The following is a 20,096-nucleotide window of genomic DNA, read 5'->3' on the forward strand; positions in this document are numbered from 1 at the left end:
GCCCCACCTACATTTCATTATTAGATACCATTTTTTCCGTCATTTCGAGAATATCTTCCATAACAAGATCAGGATTTTGAATGAGAATGGTATAACGCAGACCGTTCTCATCCCAGCTTAGTGCATTAATAAAATCATCATATTCTGCATTCTGGCCACGCACTTGCCATTTTCCAGGTTTAATTTCCGTTCCCGCATCTTCTGGGGTTGGAAAGATTGAAACTAATACAGAAGGGACGGCTTCATGTAAATAATAAACAGTAATTTCTGGGCGATTGATTACTCCTTGAAGGTTTACAACTTCAACATTATCAACAGTCAAGTCTTCTTCTGAGAAAACAAGGAATGGTTGAGCTAAAGCTGTCTGTGCATCTTCAAGTGACCCATAAGATGGTTCAAGTTGTGACTCAATTGGAGTAATTTTTACATTTTCAGGTATGTCTAAAGTGAAAGTATCCTCCTTAAAATTTGGTGAAAAATCGAGCACCTGATATTCAAACTCTGATTTTGTATCTCCCACGACAGATACAGATTTCACTACAAACCAAGTCTTTTGATCAATCCAGAGTTCAATTTCTCCGAATAAATTAGAATCTGTATTCGGAGTTGCCTTTATATGATATACATTAAAATCTAGTAATTTTTCTTCACCAACAATTTCATATTCATGTGTTTTTTTAATAGCATCTAGCATTGTCATGAGTTGTTCCTTGGGTGAGGCATCTAATAACGGCATACTCTCCTCTGTTAAATCGATACTTAATGCCGTTTCACTCCCCTTTTCATAGGAAATTATTTGTTTTCCGTTGTTTAACACATATGATTCAAGGTCATTCGTAAGACCTGTTGTAATGATTTTTCGTTTTCCATCCTCTGCAACGTATTCTTTAAAACTAGCATCTTCAGTGATCTCACCGTTTGTCTCAAGCTTTATAACACCTTCTCCATAATAAGAATGCTTATCTTCCTTTGCTGATAAGACTTTTGTAACAATTTCTTCAGAAGACACAGCCATTTCCGCCTTACAACCAGATAAAATCCCCATTATTAAAATTGCAAGTAGCATGAATTGATTTTTCTTCATATTAATCCCTTCTTTCCTTTATCCAGCAAGCCAGTAATGTTCCGTTTTTTTTCGCTGACCAGATTCCAATTTTTCCATTTTGTTGCTCCATCAACATTTTTGCAATACTAAGTCCTAACCCAGAACTTCCACCATAATTTCTAGCATCCTCTGCCTGGTAAAAGGGTTGGAATACTTTATCCAATTGTTCTTTCGGTATTCCTTTTCCCTCGTTTTGTATTAAAATGACGGTACCAGCTTTTCTCCATTTCTCAAGTTCTACCTGAAATTCTTTGAATACCCAATCCGGTAGTTTGGTGTCACTTGATATAGCAGCAAGCCAAATTTGTTTCCCTATTTCAGTATGTCGAATGGCATTCCCCATAATATTATCTACAACCCTCACCATTTGTTTCGGGTCAACCTCATAGGATTTTTTTACAGATTGATATACTTGTAGTGAAACGTCTTTTCGAATACAAGGTTCATCATATCCTGATAACAACATCTCAAAGTATTCTTCCCCTTCAACTTCAACAAGCTCAGTCCGTTGTTTAGAGGATTGTAATGCCGTATACATTGTTAAGTCATCGAGCATCCGTTTCATGTACTCAAGTTTCTGAAATAAGATTTCCTTATATTCTGCCCTTTCATGCTCGGTTAGTGTTCTATCATTTTGTAGGACTTCAGTATAAGCTCGTATTACTGTCAATGGTGTTTTTAAGTCATGGGATAATGACGCCACAATAAATTCTTTTTCCTTTTGTTGAACAGCTAATGCCTCTTGTGTTTGTTCAATCTGTGCTTTCATTTTCCAAAAATGTTTGATTAAATCCCCTATTTCATCATTAGATTCACGAATTTGAATAGAAGGACTTTCCCCATTTGCAAAAGCTGTCATTTGAGCTTGCAACTGACTTAATGGTCGATTCAATTTTCGATTTAATAAAATCACAACGACCGTATAAAGTAAGATGAAAAAAATACTAAAAAGCACACCTAAATAGAGATAGCGATTTGTTACCCCTGCTATCCATTCGTCTCTAGCAATGGATATTTCAAAAATTCCAACAACGTTTCCATCATTACTAACAGGTTTTTTCAACGAATAAGTACGAGCATTCTTTTGGAGATCATTTAAATTCCTATATGCCTGTTCCATGTTTATCGCAGGAAATCCATATGAACCTGGTTCAGGTAAACTAGAAAACAAAACGACTCCATCAGAACGATATAATGTAATTTTGATAGATTCATTTGTTAATGCTTGAACAGAATCATACATTTCTTTTGACTTTAGTGTGTATATATTTGGATCCAAGAGCTTTGGCTCAATTTCCTCCATTTTATTTGTCACCTCGACGTACTCCACGAGAGCTTGCTTATCATCAAGGTTACTTATACTTATATAAAGAAAATAAAGTGCGCCAACTGGAAGTAGCATTACAATAAAATAGCTAATCATTAACCATTGTTTAATTCTCATACAAGTTGTTCTCCTATGAAACGATAGCCAACGCCCCAGACCGTTTGGATAAACTTAGCAGATCGTGTACCATCCATTAATTTCGATCGTAAACTTTTAATGTGAACTGTGACTGTGTTATTTCCGTCGACATCCTCCTGTTGCCAAATATGCTCATAAATTTCTGTCTTCGAAAAAGTTTGTAATGGATTTTTTGCTAGGAGAAACAACAATTCTTTCTCTTTGGAACTCATTTGAACTATACTTCCATCCAGGTATACTAGATCATTTGTAAAATCAATGGTCAGCCCATTTAAATAAGTTATACGATTTTCAAAAAATGTCTTATTGTTGTATCTTCTGTATCTTCTTAAATGGGAGCTAATTCTCGCACTCAATTCCTCAAGACTGAATGGCTTTGTGACATAATCATCAGCCCCAATATTTAAGCCTTTTATTTTGCTCTCATCCTCATTTCGTGCACTCAAAATGAGTAATGGAATTTCACTTTCCAATCGAATGGTCTTACATAATGTATACCCATCCATTTCAGGTAACATTAAATCAATTAAGGCAAGGTCAAATTGATCCGCTTTAAAATCCTCCCACCCTTCTTTTCCAGTCGATGCCCATGTTACGGTATAGCCTTCTTTCCGTAAATGATCACAAACAATACGGGCGATTTCCTTATCATCTTCAACAAGTAGAATCTTTTCAGGTTTTTCCATGGATAACCCCTCTTTCTATCTATTTTCATTATAAAGGATGTTCCTGAGAGTAATTGGATTTTTTATAAATGCTTTATATTTATCCTGAATGTATATTAATGGCCCTTTTATAAAAAAGTAAGTAAGGTGCAGTTACTACATAAAAGAGGTGTTTATTTTGTCTAATAGTCAAGGGAAGAATATTTTGCCTCCACAGCATCAAAATCAGCAGCCTGGAACAGAAACAGAAATGGTACCAAGACCTGTATCTGAGGATCATTCTTATCAAGGAAGCAATAAGTTAGCAAATAAGGTTGCCATTATTACAGGTGGGGATAGTGGAATAGGAAAGGCAGTTGCGATTCATTATGCAAAGGAAGGCGCAAATGTTGTCATCGTTTATTTAGATGAGCATGAGGATGCTAAGGAAACAAAGCGCCAGGTAGAAGAAGAAGGACAAAAATGCTTACTTTTATCTGGGGATATTGGGAATGAAGAGTTCTGTAAAGAAATAGTAAAGAAAACAATTGATACATTTGGACAACTAGATATTTTGGTCAATAATGCAGCTGAACAGCATCCTCAAAAGAGTATTTCTGCTATCACAGCTGAGCAGCTTGAAAAAACATTCCGAACCAATATCTTTTCTTATTTTTATTTAACGAAGGCCGCTCTTCCCCACTTAAAACAGGGTAGTTCAATCATTAATACAGCATCTGTCACAGCTTATAAGGGGAATGAACAACTTGTTGATTACTCTGCAACAAAAGGAGCCGTTGTCTCTTTTACAAGGTCACTTTCGATGCAATTGATCGGTAAGGGAATTCGTGTCAACGGAGTAGCACCAGGACCGATTTGGACGCCACTTATTCCATCTACCTTTACAAGTGATCAAGTGGCGAAATTTGGTTCGACAACACCTATGAAACGCCCTGGACAGCCCGAGGAAGTCGCACCCTGCTATATCTTCCTGGCAAGTGACGATTCTTCTTATATGTCTGGACAAATCCTTCACGTTAACGGTGGAGAAATTGTAAACGGATAGAACTACGTAAGGCACGTACCTTAGGCACAAGCATAAGTCATACGCGACATGGTGTATTTTACCTTTAGAAGCGATAAACTTATACTCGAGCCGATGGTGCTTTGAGCAGGACAAAAAAAGCATCATCCGCAGATTGGATGATGCTTTCCTTATTATTCAGGTTTTCGGCGACCGTGCCTTTTTTTATTTAAATAAATGAATCCAATCATTAACACTGGTACGATAAATACAGCAATAAATAAAGTATAATTAATTTTCGTTGTGTCCCTAACTACGAATACTTCTGAGATATCACGATTTACAACTACATGAAATTCATCATCTGTAGGACGGATAAGATCCTCCGTAATCAGTCCGGTTAATTCCTTGTTTTGTCCAACTTGATCGGTTGTTAGACTAAAGCTTTGAGTTTTCGTTGTGTTATTAATCGCCACAAACGCTATTTGCCCCTCAAACTCTCTTTTAAAAACTAATAAACCAGCATCATTTTTAACTAATTCAATGGATCCCTTTGTTAATGCTGGTACTCCTGAACGGACCTTAGATAGCAAAGTGATATATTCCACAAGCTCTTGGTCTGTTCGAAAATCCATTAATCCAAGATTGTCTGGTGGCTCACTCCCATTTAATGCGATTTCCGTACCATAAAATACAATAGGAATTCCAGGTGTCGTATACAAATACGTTAATGCTGACTTTAAGCGTGGCGCTGGGTGCTCATTCGCTTCTGTTGCCAAATAAGTAAATCGAACTGTATTCGTGTTATCCATGAAATTAATTAAGGTATTTGTATTTTCAAATTCTTGATTCTGCTCCCAGATTGAATCTACATTGTTAAAAGGTTGATCCGGAACACTAAAACTCGTGATTCCTTCATAAGGTATCGGATTGAAAACTGAATCAAGACCTGCTGCTTTGAACTTGCTTAGATCATCTAGTCCAGCAGGTTCACCAATTAAAATCAGATTTTCTTTTTGGGATGTAAGCTCCGATGTGAATGTAGATATATAATTTGGTGATATGCCTTCTACGAGGTCTATTTTATAACCGTCAATATCTGTTTCTTGAACCCAGCCTAATGCTGTATTTACTAATTCACTATCAAATGGACCTTTGTTTGAACTGATTCCAAGGTCTAGAATAATTTTCATATCCTTTTCATGTGCTTCTTTTACAAGTTGTTTTAAGTCATCTTTCGTACCAAAGTGCCTATTGATTTCTTGTCTGTCAGTTACATGATACGGATAAAATGTATTCGAATCATTTTCAAAAATAGGAGATAATAATATTGAGGTAAACCCCATATCCTTTATGTAATCGAGTTGACCGATAATCCCCTGAATGTCTCCTCCATGGTATGCGAGTGGATTTGAACGATCCACATCAGAATCATTCGTGCTGTCACCATTATTAAAACGATCGACCACTATATAATAAATGCTTTCTTCATCAATCGAACGGTCATCAGCTGCCATAACAGGCATAGCTAACATTAGTAACAATGGTAGTAGAAACGCTACTATGTATAACTTTTTCTTCATCCATTTAACTCCTATCATATTAGTAATTATCATACTTAAAAGTAACCTTTTCCCCTCTAAAAATCAAATATAACAACGGTTTGTTCAAATTTTGTACAAATTTAATATATAAAAAATTCGTGATTTTTCCTAAAAAATTTCGTATCTTTCCCTCCTTAAACTGTGATAAACTAATATAGTTTTACACCTATGAAACAAAGGGAGTGGACTGCTTGGAAGCTTCTATCAGTACGAAAAAATTAACACTGTTTGCATTGACATGGCCAATTTTTATTGAATTACTTCTACATATGTTAATGGGTAATGCAGATACATTGATGCTAAGTATGTATTCCGATAATTCTGTTGCAGCGGTTGGGGTTGCAAATCAAATCTTATCATTAATTATTGTCATGTTTGGATTTATCGCAACCGGTACTGCTGTATTAGTGGCTCAACATTTTGGTGCGAATAATCAAAAAAGTGCACCGGAAGTTTCCGTTGTCTCAATTATTGCGAATCTGGTATTCGGTCTTATTCTAAGTTTTATCGTTTTTATTTGGAGCAAGAAGCTTTTGCTATTAATGGATTTGCCTGTTGAGTTATTAGATGAAGCAGATAGCTATCTAAGTATTGTAGGTATATTCTCCTTTCTCCAAGCACTAATAATGACGATTGGGGCTGTCATACGAAGCTATGGTTTTACACGGGACACAATGTACGTAACGATTGGGATGAATATCCTAAATGTGATTGGTAACTATATATTTATCTTTGGTCCTTTTGGATTGCCAGTGCTCGGAGTTGAAGGGGTTGCCATTTCTACTTCTGTCAGTAGATTAATCGGCTTATTTGTTATCACCTTTCTCCTAATCAAACGAGTAGATCATGGCCTTCCATTCAAAGAGGTATTCACTTTACCAAAACAGCATATCCAGAACCTACTTAAAATAGGGATACCTTCTGCCGGTGAACAACTCTCTTATAATTCCTCCCAGATGTTTATCACCTATTTTATTACGATTATGGGGACACAAGCGCTGACTACGAAGGTATACGCACAGAATTTAATGATGTTCATTTTTTTATTTAGTATTGCTATTAGTCAAGGAACACAGATTTTAGTTGGACAAATGATCGGAGCCCGTCAGATAAACGATGCATATCAAAGGGCATTAAAAAGTCTAAAGCTCGCAATCTTAATCTCAGCCGCAATGGCTATTGTTTTTTCAATCTTCAAAGAACCGCTGCTCTCTATCTTTACAAATAACCAGGACATAATAAAAACCGGTGGTATCCTCATTCTTTTAACCATTATTCTTGAACCCGGCCGAGCCTTTAACCTTGTCCTAATTAATGCATTAAGGGCGGCTGGAGATGTCAAATTACCGGTTTATATGGGGATTCTTTCGATGTGGGGAATTTGTGTACCAATTGCCTATGTGCTTGGCGTTCATTTTGAATTAGGGTTAATTGGTGTTTGGATTTCCTTTATTGTGGATGAATGGCTTCGTGGTATCATAATGCTGTGGAGATGGCGTTCGCGGGCGTGGGAAAGGAAATCATTTGTTACACCTGTTGAGAATGCAAACATAACAGCCTGAATGAATCAGGCTGTTTTTTTTATGTAGAAAATATCCAAAGCATAAGTAAAATCCTTGGTTATAAATTTCCTTTTTTTTGTCTAAAAAGAGGATAACAACAGTTAATATAGATTACACATGATGGATGGAGGATTTGCATTGGATTTACAACAACGTCTCGGCAGCATAAATGAACAAAAACGCTCTTTTATTATGGGAACGACTGAATGTATAAATGACCAGTGGATCTTCTTTGATGCTGAAACAGATGAAGCATCTATGCTTGAAGAAATGATTGGAAAGGAAGTAGAAGTTTTCACTTTGAACAAATGGGAAAAAGGCATTTTTGTGGAGGACGGCCTTATTCAAATGAATGATTATTTTTATAAGCTTGATAATGGGGACTGCCTTCGTTTTCGTAAAAAATTATCACTTGCCTATAAAGAACTTTTAGAGAATTTCTCAGAAGATCAATTTTTACGATTTACTTCTACCTTAAATAAACTTTCCTTTTCATTATATGATTGCATCCATTGTCATAATCAATTGATGTACCAACAAGACAATGGTGAAAATGAGGGTGTTAATTTTATTATGTTTGACAATACAGAAATGCTCCTATCTGTTCACCATCACTTTTCACGAGGAAAATTAAAGAAGGATCGATTTGAATTTACGTTGGCAAATGGAAAGAGAGCGGTTCTTTCAACATTATACAAATAAGAAAAAGCTCTAAGCGCACTCAGTTTTAGCTGACAAGCATAAGGCAAGTGCTGACAGAAGGGTCATGTTACCTTCCTATACGATTGACTTAGACCTGCGAGCCGATTGCGCCTGGAGCTGGATATGATAATAAAGGGGCTGTTCATCCGTGAACAACCCTTTTTATTTTTACAATGCCTTAAGTATAGCTAACCCATTCTCAAATTCTTCACTTTTCATTGGTTTGTCAATATAAAATCCTTGTGCATAATGGCACTCCAGTTCTTTTAGTAATTCAATCTGTTCATCGGTTTCAACACCTTCAGCCACTACCTTCACAGATAAACCATGTCCCATTGTGATAATCGCCTTAACGATCGCAATATCAGAGGTATTGACCTTCAGATTATTAATAAAGGTCCGATCAATTTTCAATGTATTAATAGGTAAATCCTTCAAATAACTTAAAGATGAATAACCCGTTCCAAAATCATCTATTGACACCTTAACGCCGAGCTTTTGCAGTTCTTTCATCACGTATACACTGTGGGTGATATTTCGAAGCATCACACCTTCTGTGAGTTCAAGTGTTAAAAATTGCGGTGGTAGACCTGTTTCTAATAGTGCCTCCTTTACCTCATCGATAAAGCTAATTTGTTGAAATTGATTAGCAGATACATTAACGGCAATCGTTAAATAATCATACCCCATATCATGCCATTTTTTATTCTCTCGACACGCTTTTGTTAAAACCCATTTGCCGATATCATGTATCAAACCTGTTTCTTCAGCTAACGGAATGAATTCCCCTGGTGAAACTAGTCCAAGCTTTGGATGTTCCCATCTTAAGAGTGCTTCACTTCCGTAGACACTTCCTGAAGCTAAATCTATTAGGGGCTGGTAGCATAAATGAAATTCTTTTTTTTCAAGGGCTCTGCGCAAATAACCTTCAAGCTCAAGCTTATACAAAACCTGCTGATTCATATCGGCACGGTAGAATTTCATTTTGTTCCCCCCCTGCTGCTTTGCAAGGTTCATCGCAGTATCAGCATGCTTAAAGAGCAATTCAGTTGTTATACCATCATTAGGATAAAAACTAACTCCAATACTTCCCGTTAAAAAGAACTCACGTGCTTCAAACATAATTGGTTTGGCGATATCATGTAAAAGACTTTGTCCAAGGTCAACAATCTTTTCAACCTCAACATCATTGGTTAATAAGATTGTAAATTTATCACCGCTAAATCTTGCAAGATGGCTCTTATTGGGTAGTAACGCTTTAATCCGATTTGCAAGTTCTTTTAATATAATATCCCCTGCATAATGTCCCACTGTATCATTAATAATTTTAAAACGGTCTAAATCTATAAATAACACAGCAAATTTATTTTGTTTCTTTTTCTGCTTAAACCTTTTCACAAATTCCTCTACTTGATTCGTAAAATGCTGACGATTCGGCAAGCCAGTGTCAGCATCATAAAAAGCTAAACGCGTAATCTTTTCCTCAGCCTTTTTCTCGTAAAAAGTCTCGATTTTTTTATATTTTTCGGTAGTAAGTTGGTGTTGCTCTATTAGTTCAATGATATCTATCAATTGTTTATATACAAAGCTATTTGTTCTCATTACGAGATTCACCACTCTTTTTCCCTCAAGAAGTATGTATATCTATTCATAAAGATAGCACAGATTTTGTCGAAAGACATAGAAAAAAAAGAAAAAGCTACCGCAAATGGTAGCTTTTTCACAAATTTTTTAGAAACTCCACATACCGAGTGGAAGTTTTGCTCCTAACGCAATTGTTAAGATTAGCACAATAATAAATAACACCCAAAAAAGTCCAGTTGATTTTGCCTTGCTAGAACGTGCTAAAATCATTTCCATAAATCCAATCGTTAATACTCCAAGTATTGCTTTACCTATGTATTCACCATCAATCTTGGATACGCTAAATAAAAGAAGTAAACCGGTTGCTAAAATGAAAAGATAAAATAAACGCAAAGTCATTTTAACGATTTTTTGAGACTTTTCTTTTCCAGCCTTATTAAGAACTGTTGCTGCAATTACAAAAAGAATAATAGCAACTACCCAAGAGGTAACATGTGCATGAGTCATGTACTACTCCTCCTTTTTCTTTTTTATTCCAAAGAATATCATAGCATGTTTATCGGGAATTTCAAAAGGTTACATCGAGTCTTTTTCACTATGTACATAGTAAATATGACTTTTCTGTGACAAGATATTCCTTACAATTATGCCTCAATTTTATTTCGCAATGTACCAAGGCCATCAATTGTAATTTCAATGACGTCTCCACCTTTTAAGAAACGTGGAGGTTTAAAGCCTTTACCGACCCCTGATGGTGTTCCTGTTGCTATAATATCTCCAGCCTCCAGCGTCATACCTTGTGAAATGACTGAAATAATCGTTTCAATCGGGAAAATCAATTGACTAGTATTACCTGACTGACGAACCTCCCCATTTACCTCCGTTTTAACGGACAGATTACTTGGATCTGGAATCAATGATTTATGAACTAATACCGGACCCATCGGACATGTCGTATCTAAGCTTTTTCCAAGAAAAAATTGTTTATGTCTTGATTGAATATCACGGGCTGTTATATCGTTTAAGATTGTATATCCAAAAACATAGTCAAAAGCTTCACTTTCTTTAATGCCTCGACCAGTTTTGCCAATTACGACAGCTAACTCGCCTTCGTAATCTAACTGTTCAGTGATATGTTTATGATTTAGTACAGTTTCTTCTGGACCAACTACTGTTGTTGGTGTTTTTGTGAACATTACAACATGCTCAGGGATATCCTTTTCACTTCCCATTTCAATGACGTGTTCTGCATAATTTTTACCGACACAGAAGATATTTTTGCTCGGTCTTGGAATTGGAGCCCTTAATGTAATTTCTTCAATGGAATAAGAAAAATCTGTATCAGGATTTTCGCGTACCCACAAATTGATTTCCCGAATTCTCTCAAGACACTCTTCCCCTTGAGCAATCACTTCAATCATTGTTTCTGGAATGGTTGTTGTGCCATTCATTTTCATTTCAGCAATTTTTACATCTATTACTTGATTAAGCTGCTCGTTTACAATTCCAATAAATTGTCTTTCATTCTTTTCAGCTGTTACAAACCTCATTTTTAATCACCTCTAATTTAGTCATATACTTAATTCTATTTTAGATGTTGAAATTCCTCTTTCTATACTTTTTGTAGAATTTTGTATGTTTTTGTAACATTATTAGAGGTTTTAGCGAACTTGTTTTAATCCCTGTAAAGGCAGGTATAATAATGGTACAAAGCTTGTATGTACTACTTTAGTATAAGTATGCATGATTATTATGTACTAAAAAAAAATGGAGAAATGAAAATGTTCATGTTGAAGATTGCAATTGAATTGAAACGCCGAAAGATGACAACTTTAGCAGATCGGCACGGCTTTACTGCTTGGGAGACGGTAAAGTGTAGTCAAGAGTTAGATCAATTATTGAATATTTATCAAAAGACAAAACAAAAGAAATTAAAAATGGTCAACTAAAAAGACTATTCGCATTAGCGAATAGTCTTTTTTCTTATTTCAACCTTATTAGCATATGTTAATGTTCTCCAAACCCATTCAAATGGACCGAATCTGAATTTTCTCAACCATAAATAACTTAGGATGATTTGAACAATGTAAATACCAATAGTCAAAAGGAAGCCTGTATATGGCTGTAACTTACCATATAATCCAAAACCATAACCATAAAACAATAATGTACAGACTATGGATTGGAAGAGATAATTACTCAGCGAAAGCTTTCCAACAAGAGCTAGTGGAGATAGCAGCTTTTTCCAAACGGGTAATCTCATTAACAGGACTATCGACGTTGCATATAATAAGGCTGTACTCGGGCCACCGATTGTGTCCTGTAAATAATCAGTTGCAGGATTTTTAGCAGTGTAATAGGGTAGTAGTTTCATAGGAACCCCAATTACCAGCGAGATCAACCAAAGAATCTTAACCTTCTTAATATCTTCATCTCGACCTTCAAACCATTTTTTCTTAGCGATAAAGGCACCCAGGAGGAACATTGGTAGCAATGTAATGACCATTACAAATATGCTTGCAACGTTATTAACAAAATACCAGTCTTGAAATCTCTGACTCGTGATCTCCCAAAAACCGCCGTTTGCATAAATTTCTGCCGATTTTAAAGCAAGCTGTTCATTGTACATAACATCATTTAAACCCGGTTCAAACAACACCGCTACAAACATAAGTCCACCGAGAACAACATTTGGAACAAAGATAAGGACTAATGCCCAAATAAGCAAAGTAATCGGCTTTGCCTTATGAAATAATAGTAGAATCGCACCAATTAGAGCATACGTAATTAAAATATCACCGTGCCAAACAAAGAACGCATGTAAACATCCAAAAAGTAATAGCACAGTTAATCTTCTTGAAATCAACGGATAAAATGAATAACCTTTAGCAACTGCTCTTTCCTTAAACAGAATAAAACCAAAGCCAAAAAGAAATGAAAATAATGTATAAAAACTTGCTTGTGCAAAAATATCGATGATACTATTTGTCCACTTATTGAGATCCCCAGTCCACCATGTCTCTGGATTTAAATAGAGAATGGGGGAAAAAAACGATGGCATATTGACAAAAAATATCCCTAATATTGCTAACCCTCTTATAACATCAATTGAGTGAATCCGCTCTGCTCCTAATACGGGACTTAATCGTTCATTACTCATTCTCACAACTCCTTACCACGTTTACATATATACGATTATAAGAGAACTCAATTGGAAACACTAGGAAAATTTCCTACTATTGGTTCAAACCTTCGGAGGAGCCATGGTAAAAATCACATCTTCTGGGCAGTTCTCATAGAATAAAAAAAACTGTTTATATTCGTATCAATGATATCACTATTCGTAATTCTTCAAATTCGTTTTGTAAAAGGGTGTTTTTGTATGCCAGCAATCGTAGGAGCCGTAAAAGTAAATAGTGTTGGAAATAGCAGTGTTTTCAATATTGGTGATGTCTTTCAAATCTCCCCTACCAGCACAGCCAAGACTTTTGCAGGTGCTGGCTCATTTAATACAGGGGATGGTCTTCGTGTCTATAATAATCAGAGTGTTACGAACACTTACGATACAGATAATATTGACAATGTCATTGTTGGTAATGCCTAAGGAGGGATGAGGACATGAATTTTTATATTAACCAAAGTATTTGTATTCATTCTTTACGTGTAGAGAGCGTTAGTAATTCATCCGTTTTACAAATTGGAAGTGCTGGGCTAATCAAGCCTTCGTCTAATCTTTATAATACAGGGCAATTTACGGAGCCTGCTCCAGAAATCGGATCTCAAACTTCAACTTCAGAGCCAGCTGTTCCACTTGTCGGACCAACTTCTTCATAGGCATTCACCCATGGTAATGTTCATGCATATTATAGACTATCATTGTTTAACTTTATTATTTAGAAGTCAACTACTTCCGATAATAAAGCAAAAGCCTCCGGAGGATGCCACGATTTTTCAAAGGAAATTTTTCGAGCAGTAAAATTAAAGACTAATAACGCCACCTCCTGTGGCAACGTCTTTATGACCCACTTCCTGTGGGCATAAAAATCGGGCGCAAATACACCAAGGCGTATTTGATAGAAAGGGTGAATGCCGTTGTACACGTATCCTTATGACATTAACTCTTATATTCGGAGCCTTCATTACTATATCCAACAACAGAATCAACGAATCGCACAACTAGAAGAGACACTGCAGCTCATCCAGGGAGATCTTAAAGAAATCAAGAATAGGCCAACAACTCAGATAGAAAAAATTGAATATAAATTTGATCAACTTAAGGTTGAAACGTTGGAAGGTACATTAAATATCGGATTAAACCCTATGAACGGAGAACAAATAGAAGATTTTGCAGTTTCACAGAGTAAGATGAATATACCTGACGTCCGACATACCCATAAAGATTTCATTAATGAAATAGAAGATGAAATTGATGAATACTTAAATAATGATTGCTCGGTTTATATTCAAAGTAAGTTAAACCAACAAAGGACTTCAATCCCCAACGAGCATGTCCAGTTTGTTGTGGAAGATATTCGAAAGCAGATCAATGAACGGATTATTTATTATTTAGAACAAAAGCAAACTGAACTCCAAGATCCTACGAGGATACATGAGGTATATACAGCCATTGTTGAAAGAATAAAATTGGATATTCAAAACTCAATCACAGCTTATCTGAATAATCTTCCAGATAATTTGAAAGAAGGTCACGATACATGAACTTTACTGTTGTAAATAAAGAAATCCATGTTGGGAATATTGAAATCGTTGGAGTCTCCACTTCTTCTGTTTTTATTATCGGGGACGCTAAAACAATATCAATGGCATCTGCGTTTGATACTCCACCGGAATCACTGATTATTGGACCATACGTTCCATTAGCACCACAAGGTTGATGTCTATGCAACGAATATCCGTTGTTGACCTTATTTATGTCAATTCTGTATCTTTTAGTAGTATTTTAGAAATTGGAGACTCAAAAAAAATCACCCCTGTTTCTCAGGCACTTGCGGTACAAAGAGAGGTTCCACTTTTTTTTACAAATGAAGGGGATTTTTCACAATATCCTATTTTTTCAATGGAACTTCCGAAAGTAAAAGTGACTGAATCCGTTAATATGGAGATATTTAATCAGAACCCAGTTATTAAGGTAAATTCCATAAAGGTAACTGGAGTTTCGTCGGCTGCCGTAATGCAAATAGGTTCAACGGAAACGATTCACACTGAATCAAAGGTAAAGCATATTCGAAAGCTCCTTGATGACAAATCAAAGAAGAACAGGTAACGAAATACCCAGTTTTTCATAAAGTAATAGTATGATAAATTAAATTGTAAAAATAGGCTTCAATAGGAGGACAAAAAGGACCAAGAAGATCAAGGCGGTGCAGTTTTGAGTACCGGAGCGAGGCAACTGCTTGAGTTAACTCCCTTGCAGCCTTGCGCTGAGGAATTGACTTCGTGAATAAACTAGTAGACGCAAGTGCATAATCTGGTTATTCACCATGTACTCGGAGCAACTTACGCAGAAATTCGATGTGTCATTTTTATCCGACTTTTGAGCTTCCTCTAAAAGGATGACGCGATATGCCCTCAATAGTAGGACCAATCAAAATCAATAGTGTTGGTGGCGGAGTTGTGAATTTCGGGGACTCCTTCTATGTTTCACCAAAGAGCACAGGTAAGACATATTCAGGCTCAGGCTCGTTTAATACTGGTGACTTTATCTGTACAAATAATGGTTTGAATGCTACCAATACAAACGATGAAGATTTTGCAGACCAACTTATTAAAAAGAATGCATAGAAAAAAGGCCATTACTGGCCTTTTTCCTATTTCTATAAAGTTTCTAATTTTACAAGCGTTCCTCTGCCAGAAGGCTCAGCAGGTTCAACAATTAGACGTTTTGGCAGCCTTGCCCTTAATTCCTGAACGTGGCTAATGACGCCTACCGCTAATTGTTTTGAGTGAAGTTTTTCAAGTGCGGATACAACAGTATCCAGTAAATCTGCATCCAGTGTTCCGAAGCCTTCGTCTAGGAAGAAGAATTGTAATGGATATTCTCCCCTTAGTTGGATTTGAGCAGATAATGATAGTGCCAGCGCCAATGATGTTAAGAATGTTTCCCCTCCGGAAAGTGTTGTCACAGGTCGTCTAACACCGCCATTTGCATCATCCCTCATAATAAATCCACCCTGTGAATCCACTTCAACAGCATAACGCTGCCTTGTTAAAATACCGAGTCGATCTGTAGCATCATGACTTACTTGGACTAATTGTTCTTCGGCAATATATTCTACGAAGCTATTCCCTTTAAATACGGATTGTAGCTTATTATATTGCTCTACTAGTTTATCTAATTCAATTCGTCTATCTTCAAGCTCGTTGAAACGCTCATGTTTATCTAAAAGAACTTGGAGAGCCTTTAATGCAGCTCCCTTTGTTTCTACTGCTTGATTTAGCATCTCTCTCATTTCGGTACGTATTATTTGGATTTCTTCCCATTTTTCTTTTGTTAGTTCTTCACCATTAAGTAAATCATTTACTTTTTGCAAATCAGTTTGGATTTGCTTGAAACGATCCCAGAACATGTCAATTTGTTTTTGCAGTTCTGATTGCACATGTTTGGAAAGAAGCGATTCCTTCACATCAGATATTGAATTAAAGCTTGTAGTCTCAAGCACATCATTCCATTTTGCTGTTGCTTTTTCACTTCGAAACTTACCATCTTGTACAGCCTGCAAGGCTGCATGGGTTTCGTTTTCGAGTTTCTGACATTGTGATTGGACCATCTGCCAAGATTCATACGCGATACTCTCAGTTTCTTCAAGCTTTTCTACCATTTGCTCGGTTTCAGCCACTAGCTGCTTGATGTTGTTTTCTCCAACTTCTTTTGAGAGCTTTTCATTTGCTTCTGTTAATGCCTCAAGTTTACCCTTTAAGGTTGATTTGATTTCAACAATATGCCGTTCAATGGTATTACAGTCATCCTGATATTTCTTCTTTTCTTGTTCTTTTCGTTCTAATAAATTTGTTGCACTTTCGATTTCAACAGAAAGACTTTGTGCCAACTTATCATTTTTCGATATTACTCCAAGCTTCGCTTCAACTGTTTCGAACTCAAGCTGAGGAAAAGTTTGCTTCCAATTCATGAACTGTTCTTTCACTTTTTGTTGTAAACTTGCAACGCGCACTTCCAGTTCATTATAGGACTTCGCGTTAATTGATATTGTCTGTTCTAGCTGACTTACTTTTTGCATGACCGCTCGGATTTCTTGGATCACTTTTCTTCCTGCTTCTTGAATCTTTAAGTAATCCTGATGTAATGATTTTTGTTCGACAATTAGAAATTGAAATTTTTCGGTTAAATCACCCAATTCCTGATCATTTACCGCTGTATTAGATTTTGGAGGGATAGTCATTTCACCTGGATATTCTTGTACAAGCCCCCCAGAAATTTGTTCAAGTTTAATCTTTAATGTAGAAAACTCTTGTTTCACACTACGTGCTAATGCTATCTCATTTGTCAATTTTTCAATTTGTGTTTCTAAGGAATCTCCATAATCCTCATGAACAACTGGATTTGGATGATGGGTAGATCCGCAAACTGGACATGGTTGCCCAGATTGAAGCTGGTTAGCAAGCCTGATGGCAAGATTATTTCTACGGCTATCCTCTAATTCTTGCTTGAGCCTAGATAATTTTACTTCCGCAAATCCGATAACCTTCTCGCATTCTCTATCCCGTTCACAAACCGTTTCATATGTTGATGCATTTTTTATAAAGATGGTTTCCATTTTGTGTTTAGCTTGGGCAAGTGACTCATATTGAGAATGTAGCTTTTCTTTCGTTTGCTCGAGCTGTACGCAATTCTTTTCCAATTCCGTCTGTTGGTCCTTAAGGCTTTCAGTGGAGAACATAATGGATTGTTTTATTTGATTCGCTTTTTGAAGCTCCTCACGAACATCTGCTGAAACAGTTAATTGAGACAGCTTTTCTCTCCGTTCTTTTTGCATTTCTGAGTCTGATGTAATGGATGCTGCGATCGCTTCAATCTGATTTTGCTTTTCACGTACAAGTGATTGTAGGTTGTTCACTTGTTGTTGTAGTTCATTTACTTCCTTTTCTAGACTGATTGCTCTTTCCTGAACAATGATAGCATATGAAAGTCTTTGTTTCTTGGTTAGATAATACGGTAGCTTTTCAGTCTTTTCCTGACGTGCCTGATGATACTCATTGGTCTTGATTTCATTTTCCTCTTTTTTTGCCGTTAACTGGCTTTGTAGGGATTGATAACGAACAGTTGCTTTTTCTAAAGCATCCTTCGCCGTTTCGTATTCTTCGAGATATGGCAGGATAAGAGCAGCTGTTTCTGCATTCTTCCGTTTTTCTTCAAGCTGAAGAATTTGCGGTTTCTCTTGATCCATTTCAACTAATTTTTGTGATAGAGCGCTCTTTTCCAGCTGCCATTGCCAAATATTTTTACTTTTTTCAAAATCAGCGTCTATCTTATTAACTTCGTTTTGACGTTTAGTCAGAAGAACTTCTGTTTCTTTTAGCTCTTGTTCCGCAGCTTTAATTGCTTCTGTTGATGCATCCCCTAGACCAGCCTGCTCGGCTATTACTTCGTTCAACTCGTTTTTTGCTGTCGTTAGCTTATTCTTTAACTTTTTATTTAGCTTGTCCCCATATTGTTCAAGATTGAATAGACGTTGAAGCATTTGTCTACGGTCTGCACCTTTCAGTGATAAAAACTCAGCGAACTTTCCTTGTGGTAATACGACTGCTCTCGTAAAGTCATCAATCGTCAAGCCTAATAAATCCTGTACGCACTGATTTACCTCACCAATTTTATCAGCCAGTACAACAGATTCCTCACCTACTTCAATAATCCGACTCACTGAGGATTTGACCTTTAAATCATCCTGTCGTTTAAAGCTACGTTCAATCATATAACGCTTTGTTCCTTTGGCATTTTCAAGTTCAAATACAAAAGAAACATGAAGTTGATTTTCTGCATGATTCAAAATCCCATGGGTATTATTTGATGCGCGTTCAACCTTTCCATACAAGGCAAGTGTCATAGCATCAAGGATTGAGGACTTTCCACTTCCTGTCGGACCAAATATCCCAAAAACTCCTCCTTCACAAAGGGAGCCAAAATCTACAGTTTGTTTCTCTCGAAAGCTATGAAGCCCTGCTACTGTGAGTGTAATTGGTTTCATGCTTCATCACCTTCCCCATCTGCATCTTCAGTAAGGAGTTCTAAAAACAACTTTGTAAGTTCAGGCTCTGGTTTTGCCCCACCAGTCTGTTTTTCATAAAAACGTGCAAAAAGTTCATCAATTGGGGTGTTCGTACTTACAGTCCGTTCCAGTTTATCTTTTTCGAGTTCATCAAAAACAGGCCGAATATGGATCAGGCCACTATGATACTTACGCAATCTATGAATCTCTTCGATTGATAACGCATTTGTTACATGAATTTCAAGGTCAATCCATGCATTTGCATCCTTGCCTTCATCAAGCCAACTGTATACTTGAGCAAGCCCCTCTTTTGCCTTCCATCTTATAAGTGGCCTTCCACTTGATAAAAACACCTCAGACATTTCAACCGGCAGGCCAGGTTTTGCATCTAAAATTGTAACTGACTTCGCATAACCAGCCTCTGAGAAACTATAGGCTAATGGTGAACCTGAATATCTTGCGATGGTTTTCGCTCTTGATACCATTTGCGGGCGATGCAAATGCCCTAATGCAACATATTGTGCAGATTCCGGAAGGCTTGTGGCTGCAACGGTGTACGCTCCGCCAACTTCAATTGGTCGCTCAGAATCAGTGCTACTGCCACCTGTCACATAAATATGACTCATTGCGATATTAATCGTTTCAGGTGTGAAAGCTTTACTCATTTGTTCAAAGATTCCTTGAATCCGTTGGTCATATTTATCTCGAAGCATTAATTCTTCATGAGATTCAGATAGTACTTCAGCCAATCGTGACTCAGACGGGTATGGTAATGCTGCTAGTTTAAGAGTTTCATTTGTAGAGGGTACATAGATGGTTTGGACATCCATCGTTGGCAAGCCCAGTAATTGAATTCCCTGACCGTGTGCAAGTGGTGATGCTGCTGACAAGCGGTCAGGATTATCATGGTTTCCTGCAATGATTGATATTGGTCGCTTACCCCCATCTGATAAACGAGAAATACTTTCATAGAATAAGCTTTCAGCTGCAGCTGGTGGATTTACTGTATCGAAGGCATCTCCAGCCATTAGCACAACATCGATTTTTTCTTCCTCGACGATTTTTACAAGCTCATCCAAGAATTGTGCTTGTTCTTCTAATCTACTTCTTCCCTCAAGTGATCGACCTAAATGCCAATCAGCGGTGTGAAGAATTCTCATTTGA

At 36.8% G+C, this 20,096-nt stretch carries 20 protein-coding genes; 10 read left to right on the forward strand and 10 right to left on the reverse strand.

Annotation, left to right across the window (positions count from 1 at the left end):
• Positions 1-7 precede the first annotated feature (7 nt).
• Genes NST91_RS19035 through NST91_RS19045 form a run of 3 tightly spaced genes read right to left on the reverse strand, consistent with a single transcriptional unit; the run spans position 8 to position 3,256 of the window.
• The gene (locus NST91_RS19035; RefSeq protein ID WP_341332387.1) at positions 8-1,084 is read right to left on the reverse strand and encodes a LolA family protein; all 1,077 of its coding nucleotides are present in this window, start codon (positions 1,082-1,084) and stop codon (positions 8-10) included.
• Position 1,085: 1 nt separating this feature from the next.
• Positions 1,086-2,549 (reverse strand): HAMP domain-containing sensor histidine kinase, encoded by a 1,464-nt coding sequence (locus tag NST91_RS19040; protein WP_341332388.1) that lies wholly within the window; start codon positions 2,547-2,549, stop codon positions 1,086-1,088.
• The gene (locus tag NST91_RS19045; RefSeq protein ID WP_341332389.1) at positions 2,546-3,256 is read right to left on the reverse strand and encodes a response regulator transcription factor; all 711 of its coding nucleotides are present in this window, start codon (positions 3,254-3,256) and stop codon (positions 2,546-2,548) included. Before NST91_RS19045 ends, NST91_RS19040 begins: the two co-directional genes overlap by 4 nt.
• A gap of 157 nt (positions 3,257-3,413) precedes the next feature.
• On the opposite strand from NST91_RS19045, the gene NST91_RS19050 reads away from it, so the two are divergent.
• A complete protein-coding gene (locus NST91_RS19050) occupies positions 3,414-4,280 on the forward strand; it encodes an SDR family oxidoreductase (RefSeq protein ID WP_341332390.1) in 867 nt (288 codons plus the stop codon).
• 152 nt (positions 4,281-4,432) lie between these two features.
• Here the strand turns inward: NST91_RS19050 and NST91_RS19055 are convergent, their stop codons facing one another.
• Positions 4,433-5,821 carry an alpha-amylase family glycosyl hydrolase gene (locus NST91_RS19055; protein ID WP_341332391.1) on the reverse strand — a complete coding sequence of 463 codons (1,389 nt, stop codon included), beginning with the start codon at positions 5,819-5,821 and terminating at the stop codon, positions 4,433-4,435.
• Between the two features lie 212 nt (positions 5,822-6,033).
• Between NST91_RS19055 and NST91_RS19060 the strand changes: the two genes are divergently transcribed.
• Both NST91_RS19060 and NST91_RS19065 read left to right on the forward strand, forming a co-directional pair.
• Positions 6,034-7,404: an MATE family efflux transporter gene (locus NST91_RS19060; RefSeq protein WP_341332392.1), complete on the forward strand. Its 1,371-nt coding sequence runs from the start codon at positions 6,034-6,036 to the stop codon at positions 7,402-7,404.
• Between the two features lie 138 nt (positions 7,405-7,542).
• Positions 7,543-8,106: a DUF2777 family protein gene (locus NST91_RS19065; protein WP_165918095.1), complete on the forward strand. Its 564-nt coding sequence runs from the start codon at positions 7,543-7,545 to the stop codon at positions 8,104-8,106.
• Positions 8,107-8,274: 168 nt separating this feature from the next.
• Here NST91_RS19065 and NST91_RS19070 read toward each other — a convergent pair whose 3' ends face one another.
• The 3 genes from NST91_RS19070 to NST91_RS19080 form a co-directional block, all read right to left on the reverse strand.
• Positions 8,275-9,708 carry a putative bifunctional diguanylate cyclase/phosphodiesterase gene (locus tag NST91_RS19070; RefSeq protein ID WP_341332393.1) on the reverse strand — a complete coding sequence of 478 codons (1,434 nt, stop codon included), beginning with the start codon at positions 9,706-9,708 and terminating at the stop codon, positions 8,275-8,277.
• Between the two features lie 129 nt (positions 9,709-9,837).
• A complete protein-coding gene (locus NST91_RS19075; RefSeq protein ID WP_341332394.1) occupies positions 9,838-10,197 on the reverse strand; it encodes a YisL family protein in 360 nt (119 codons plus the stop codon).
• A 137-nt stretch (positions 10,198-10,334) separates the two neighbouring features.
• Entirely contained in the window at positions 10,335-11,240 is a 906-nt protein-coding gene (locus tag NST91_RS19080; RefSeq protein ID WP_341332395.1) for a fumarylacetoacetate hydrolase family protein, read from the reverse strand.
• A 231-nt stretch (positions 11,241-11,471) separates the two neighbouring features.
• On the opposite strand from NST91_RS19080, the gene NST91_RS19085 reads away from it, so the two are divergent.
• Complete coding sequence (locus NST91_RS19085; protein WP_121445467.1) at positions 11,472-11,639, forward strand: aspartyl-phosphate phosphatase Spo0E family protein; 168 nt, start codon at positions 11,472-11,474, stop codon at positions 11,637-11,639.
• Positions 11,640-11,653: 14 nt separating this feature from the next.
• Here the strand turns inward: NST91_RS19085 and NST91_RS19090 are convergent, their stop codons facing one another.
• Positions 11,654-12,850: a DUF418 domain-containing protein gene (locus NST91_RS19090; protein ID WP_341332396.1), complete on the reverse strand. Its 1,197-nt coding sequence runs from the start codon at positions 12,848-12,850 to the stop codon at positions 11,654-11,656.
• Positions 12,851-13,072: 222 nt separating this feature from the next.
• Here NST91_RS19090 and NST91_RS19095 point away from each other — a divergent pair, with 222 nt between their 5' ends.
• The 6 genes from NST91_RS19095 (at position 13,073) to NST91_RS19120 (ending at position 15,492) form a co-directional block, all read left to right on the forward strand.
• Positions 13,073-13,294, forward strand: a complete 222-nt coding sequence (locus NST91_RS19095) for a spore germination protein (protein ID WP_121445469.1) — start codon at positions 13,073-13,075, stop codon at positions 13,292-13,294.
• A 14-nt stretch (positions 13,295-13,308) separates the two neighbouring features.
• On the forward strand, positions 13,309-13,524 hold the full coding sequence (locus tag NST91_RS19100; RefSeq protein WP_341332397.1) for a spore germination protein GerPB: 216 nt from the start codon (positions 13,309-13,311) through the stop codon (positions 13,522-13,524).
• A gap of 258 nt (positions 13,525-13,782) precedes the next feature.
• Entirely contained in the window at positions 13,783-14,409 is a 627-nt protein-coding gene (gene gerPC, locus NST91_RS19105; RefSeq protein WP_341332398.1) for a spore germination protein GerPC, read from the forward strand.
• The gene (locus NST91_RS19110; RefSeq protein ID WP_099354282.1) at positions 14,406-14,585 is read left to right on the forward strand and encodes a spore germination protein GerPD; all 180 of its coding nucleotides are present in this window, start codon (positions 14,406-14,408) and stop codon (positions 14,583-14,585) included. Before gerPC ends, NST91_RS19110 begins: the two co-directional genes overlap by 4 nt.
• A 5-nt stretch (positions 14,586-14,590) precedes the next feature.
• Positions 14,591-14,974: a spore germination protein GerPE gene (locus tag NST91_RS19115; RefSeq protein WP_341332399.1), complete on the forward strand. Its 384-nt coding sequence runs from the start codon at positions 14,591-14,593 to the stop codon at positions 14,972-14,974.
• A gap of 299 nt (positions 14,975-15,273) precedes the next feature.
• Positions 15,274-15,492, forward strand: a complete 219-nt coding sequence (locus NST91_RS19120; RefSeq protein ID WP_099362373.1) for a spore germination protein — start codon at positions 15,274-15,276, stop codon at positions 15,490-15,492.
• A gap of 32 nt (positions 15,493-15,524) precedes the next feature.
• Here the strand turns inward: NST91_RS19120 and NST91_RS19125 are convergent, their stop codons facing one another.
• Together NST91_RS19125 and NST91_RS19130 are read right to left on the reverse strand one after the other, a co-directional pair.
• Positions 15,525-18,911 (reverse strand): AAA family ATPase, encoded by a 3,387-nt coding sequence (locus NST91_RS19125; RefSeq protein ID WP_341332400.1) that lies wholly within the window; start codon positions 18,909-18,911, stop codon positions 15,525-15,527.
• Positions 18,908-20,092 carry an exonuclease SbcCD subunit D gene (locus NST91_RS19130; RefSeq protein ID WP_341332401.1) on the reverse strand — a complete coding sequence of 395 codons (1,185 nt, stop codon included), beginning with the start codon at positions 20,090-20,092 and terminating at the stop codon, positions 18,908-18,910. Before NST91_RS19130 ends, NST91_RS19125 begins: the two co-directional genes overlap by 4 nt.
• Positions 20,093-20,096: the final 4 nt, after the last annotated feature.

It is taken from the genome of Ferdinandcohnia sp. FSL W7-1320, assembly GCF_038050315.1.
Lineage (GTDB): Bacteria > Bacillota > Bacilli > Bacillales > Bacillaceae_L > Ferdinandcohnia > Ferdinandcohnia aciditolerans.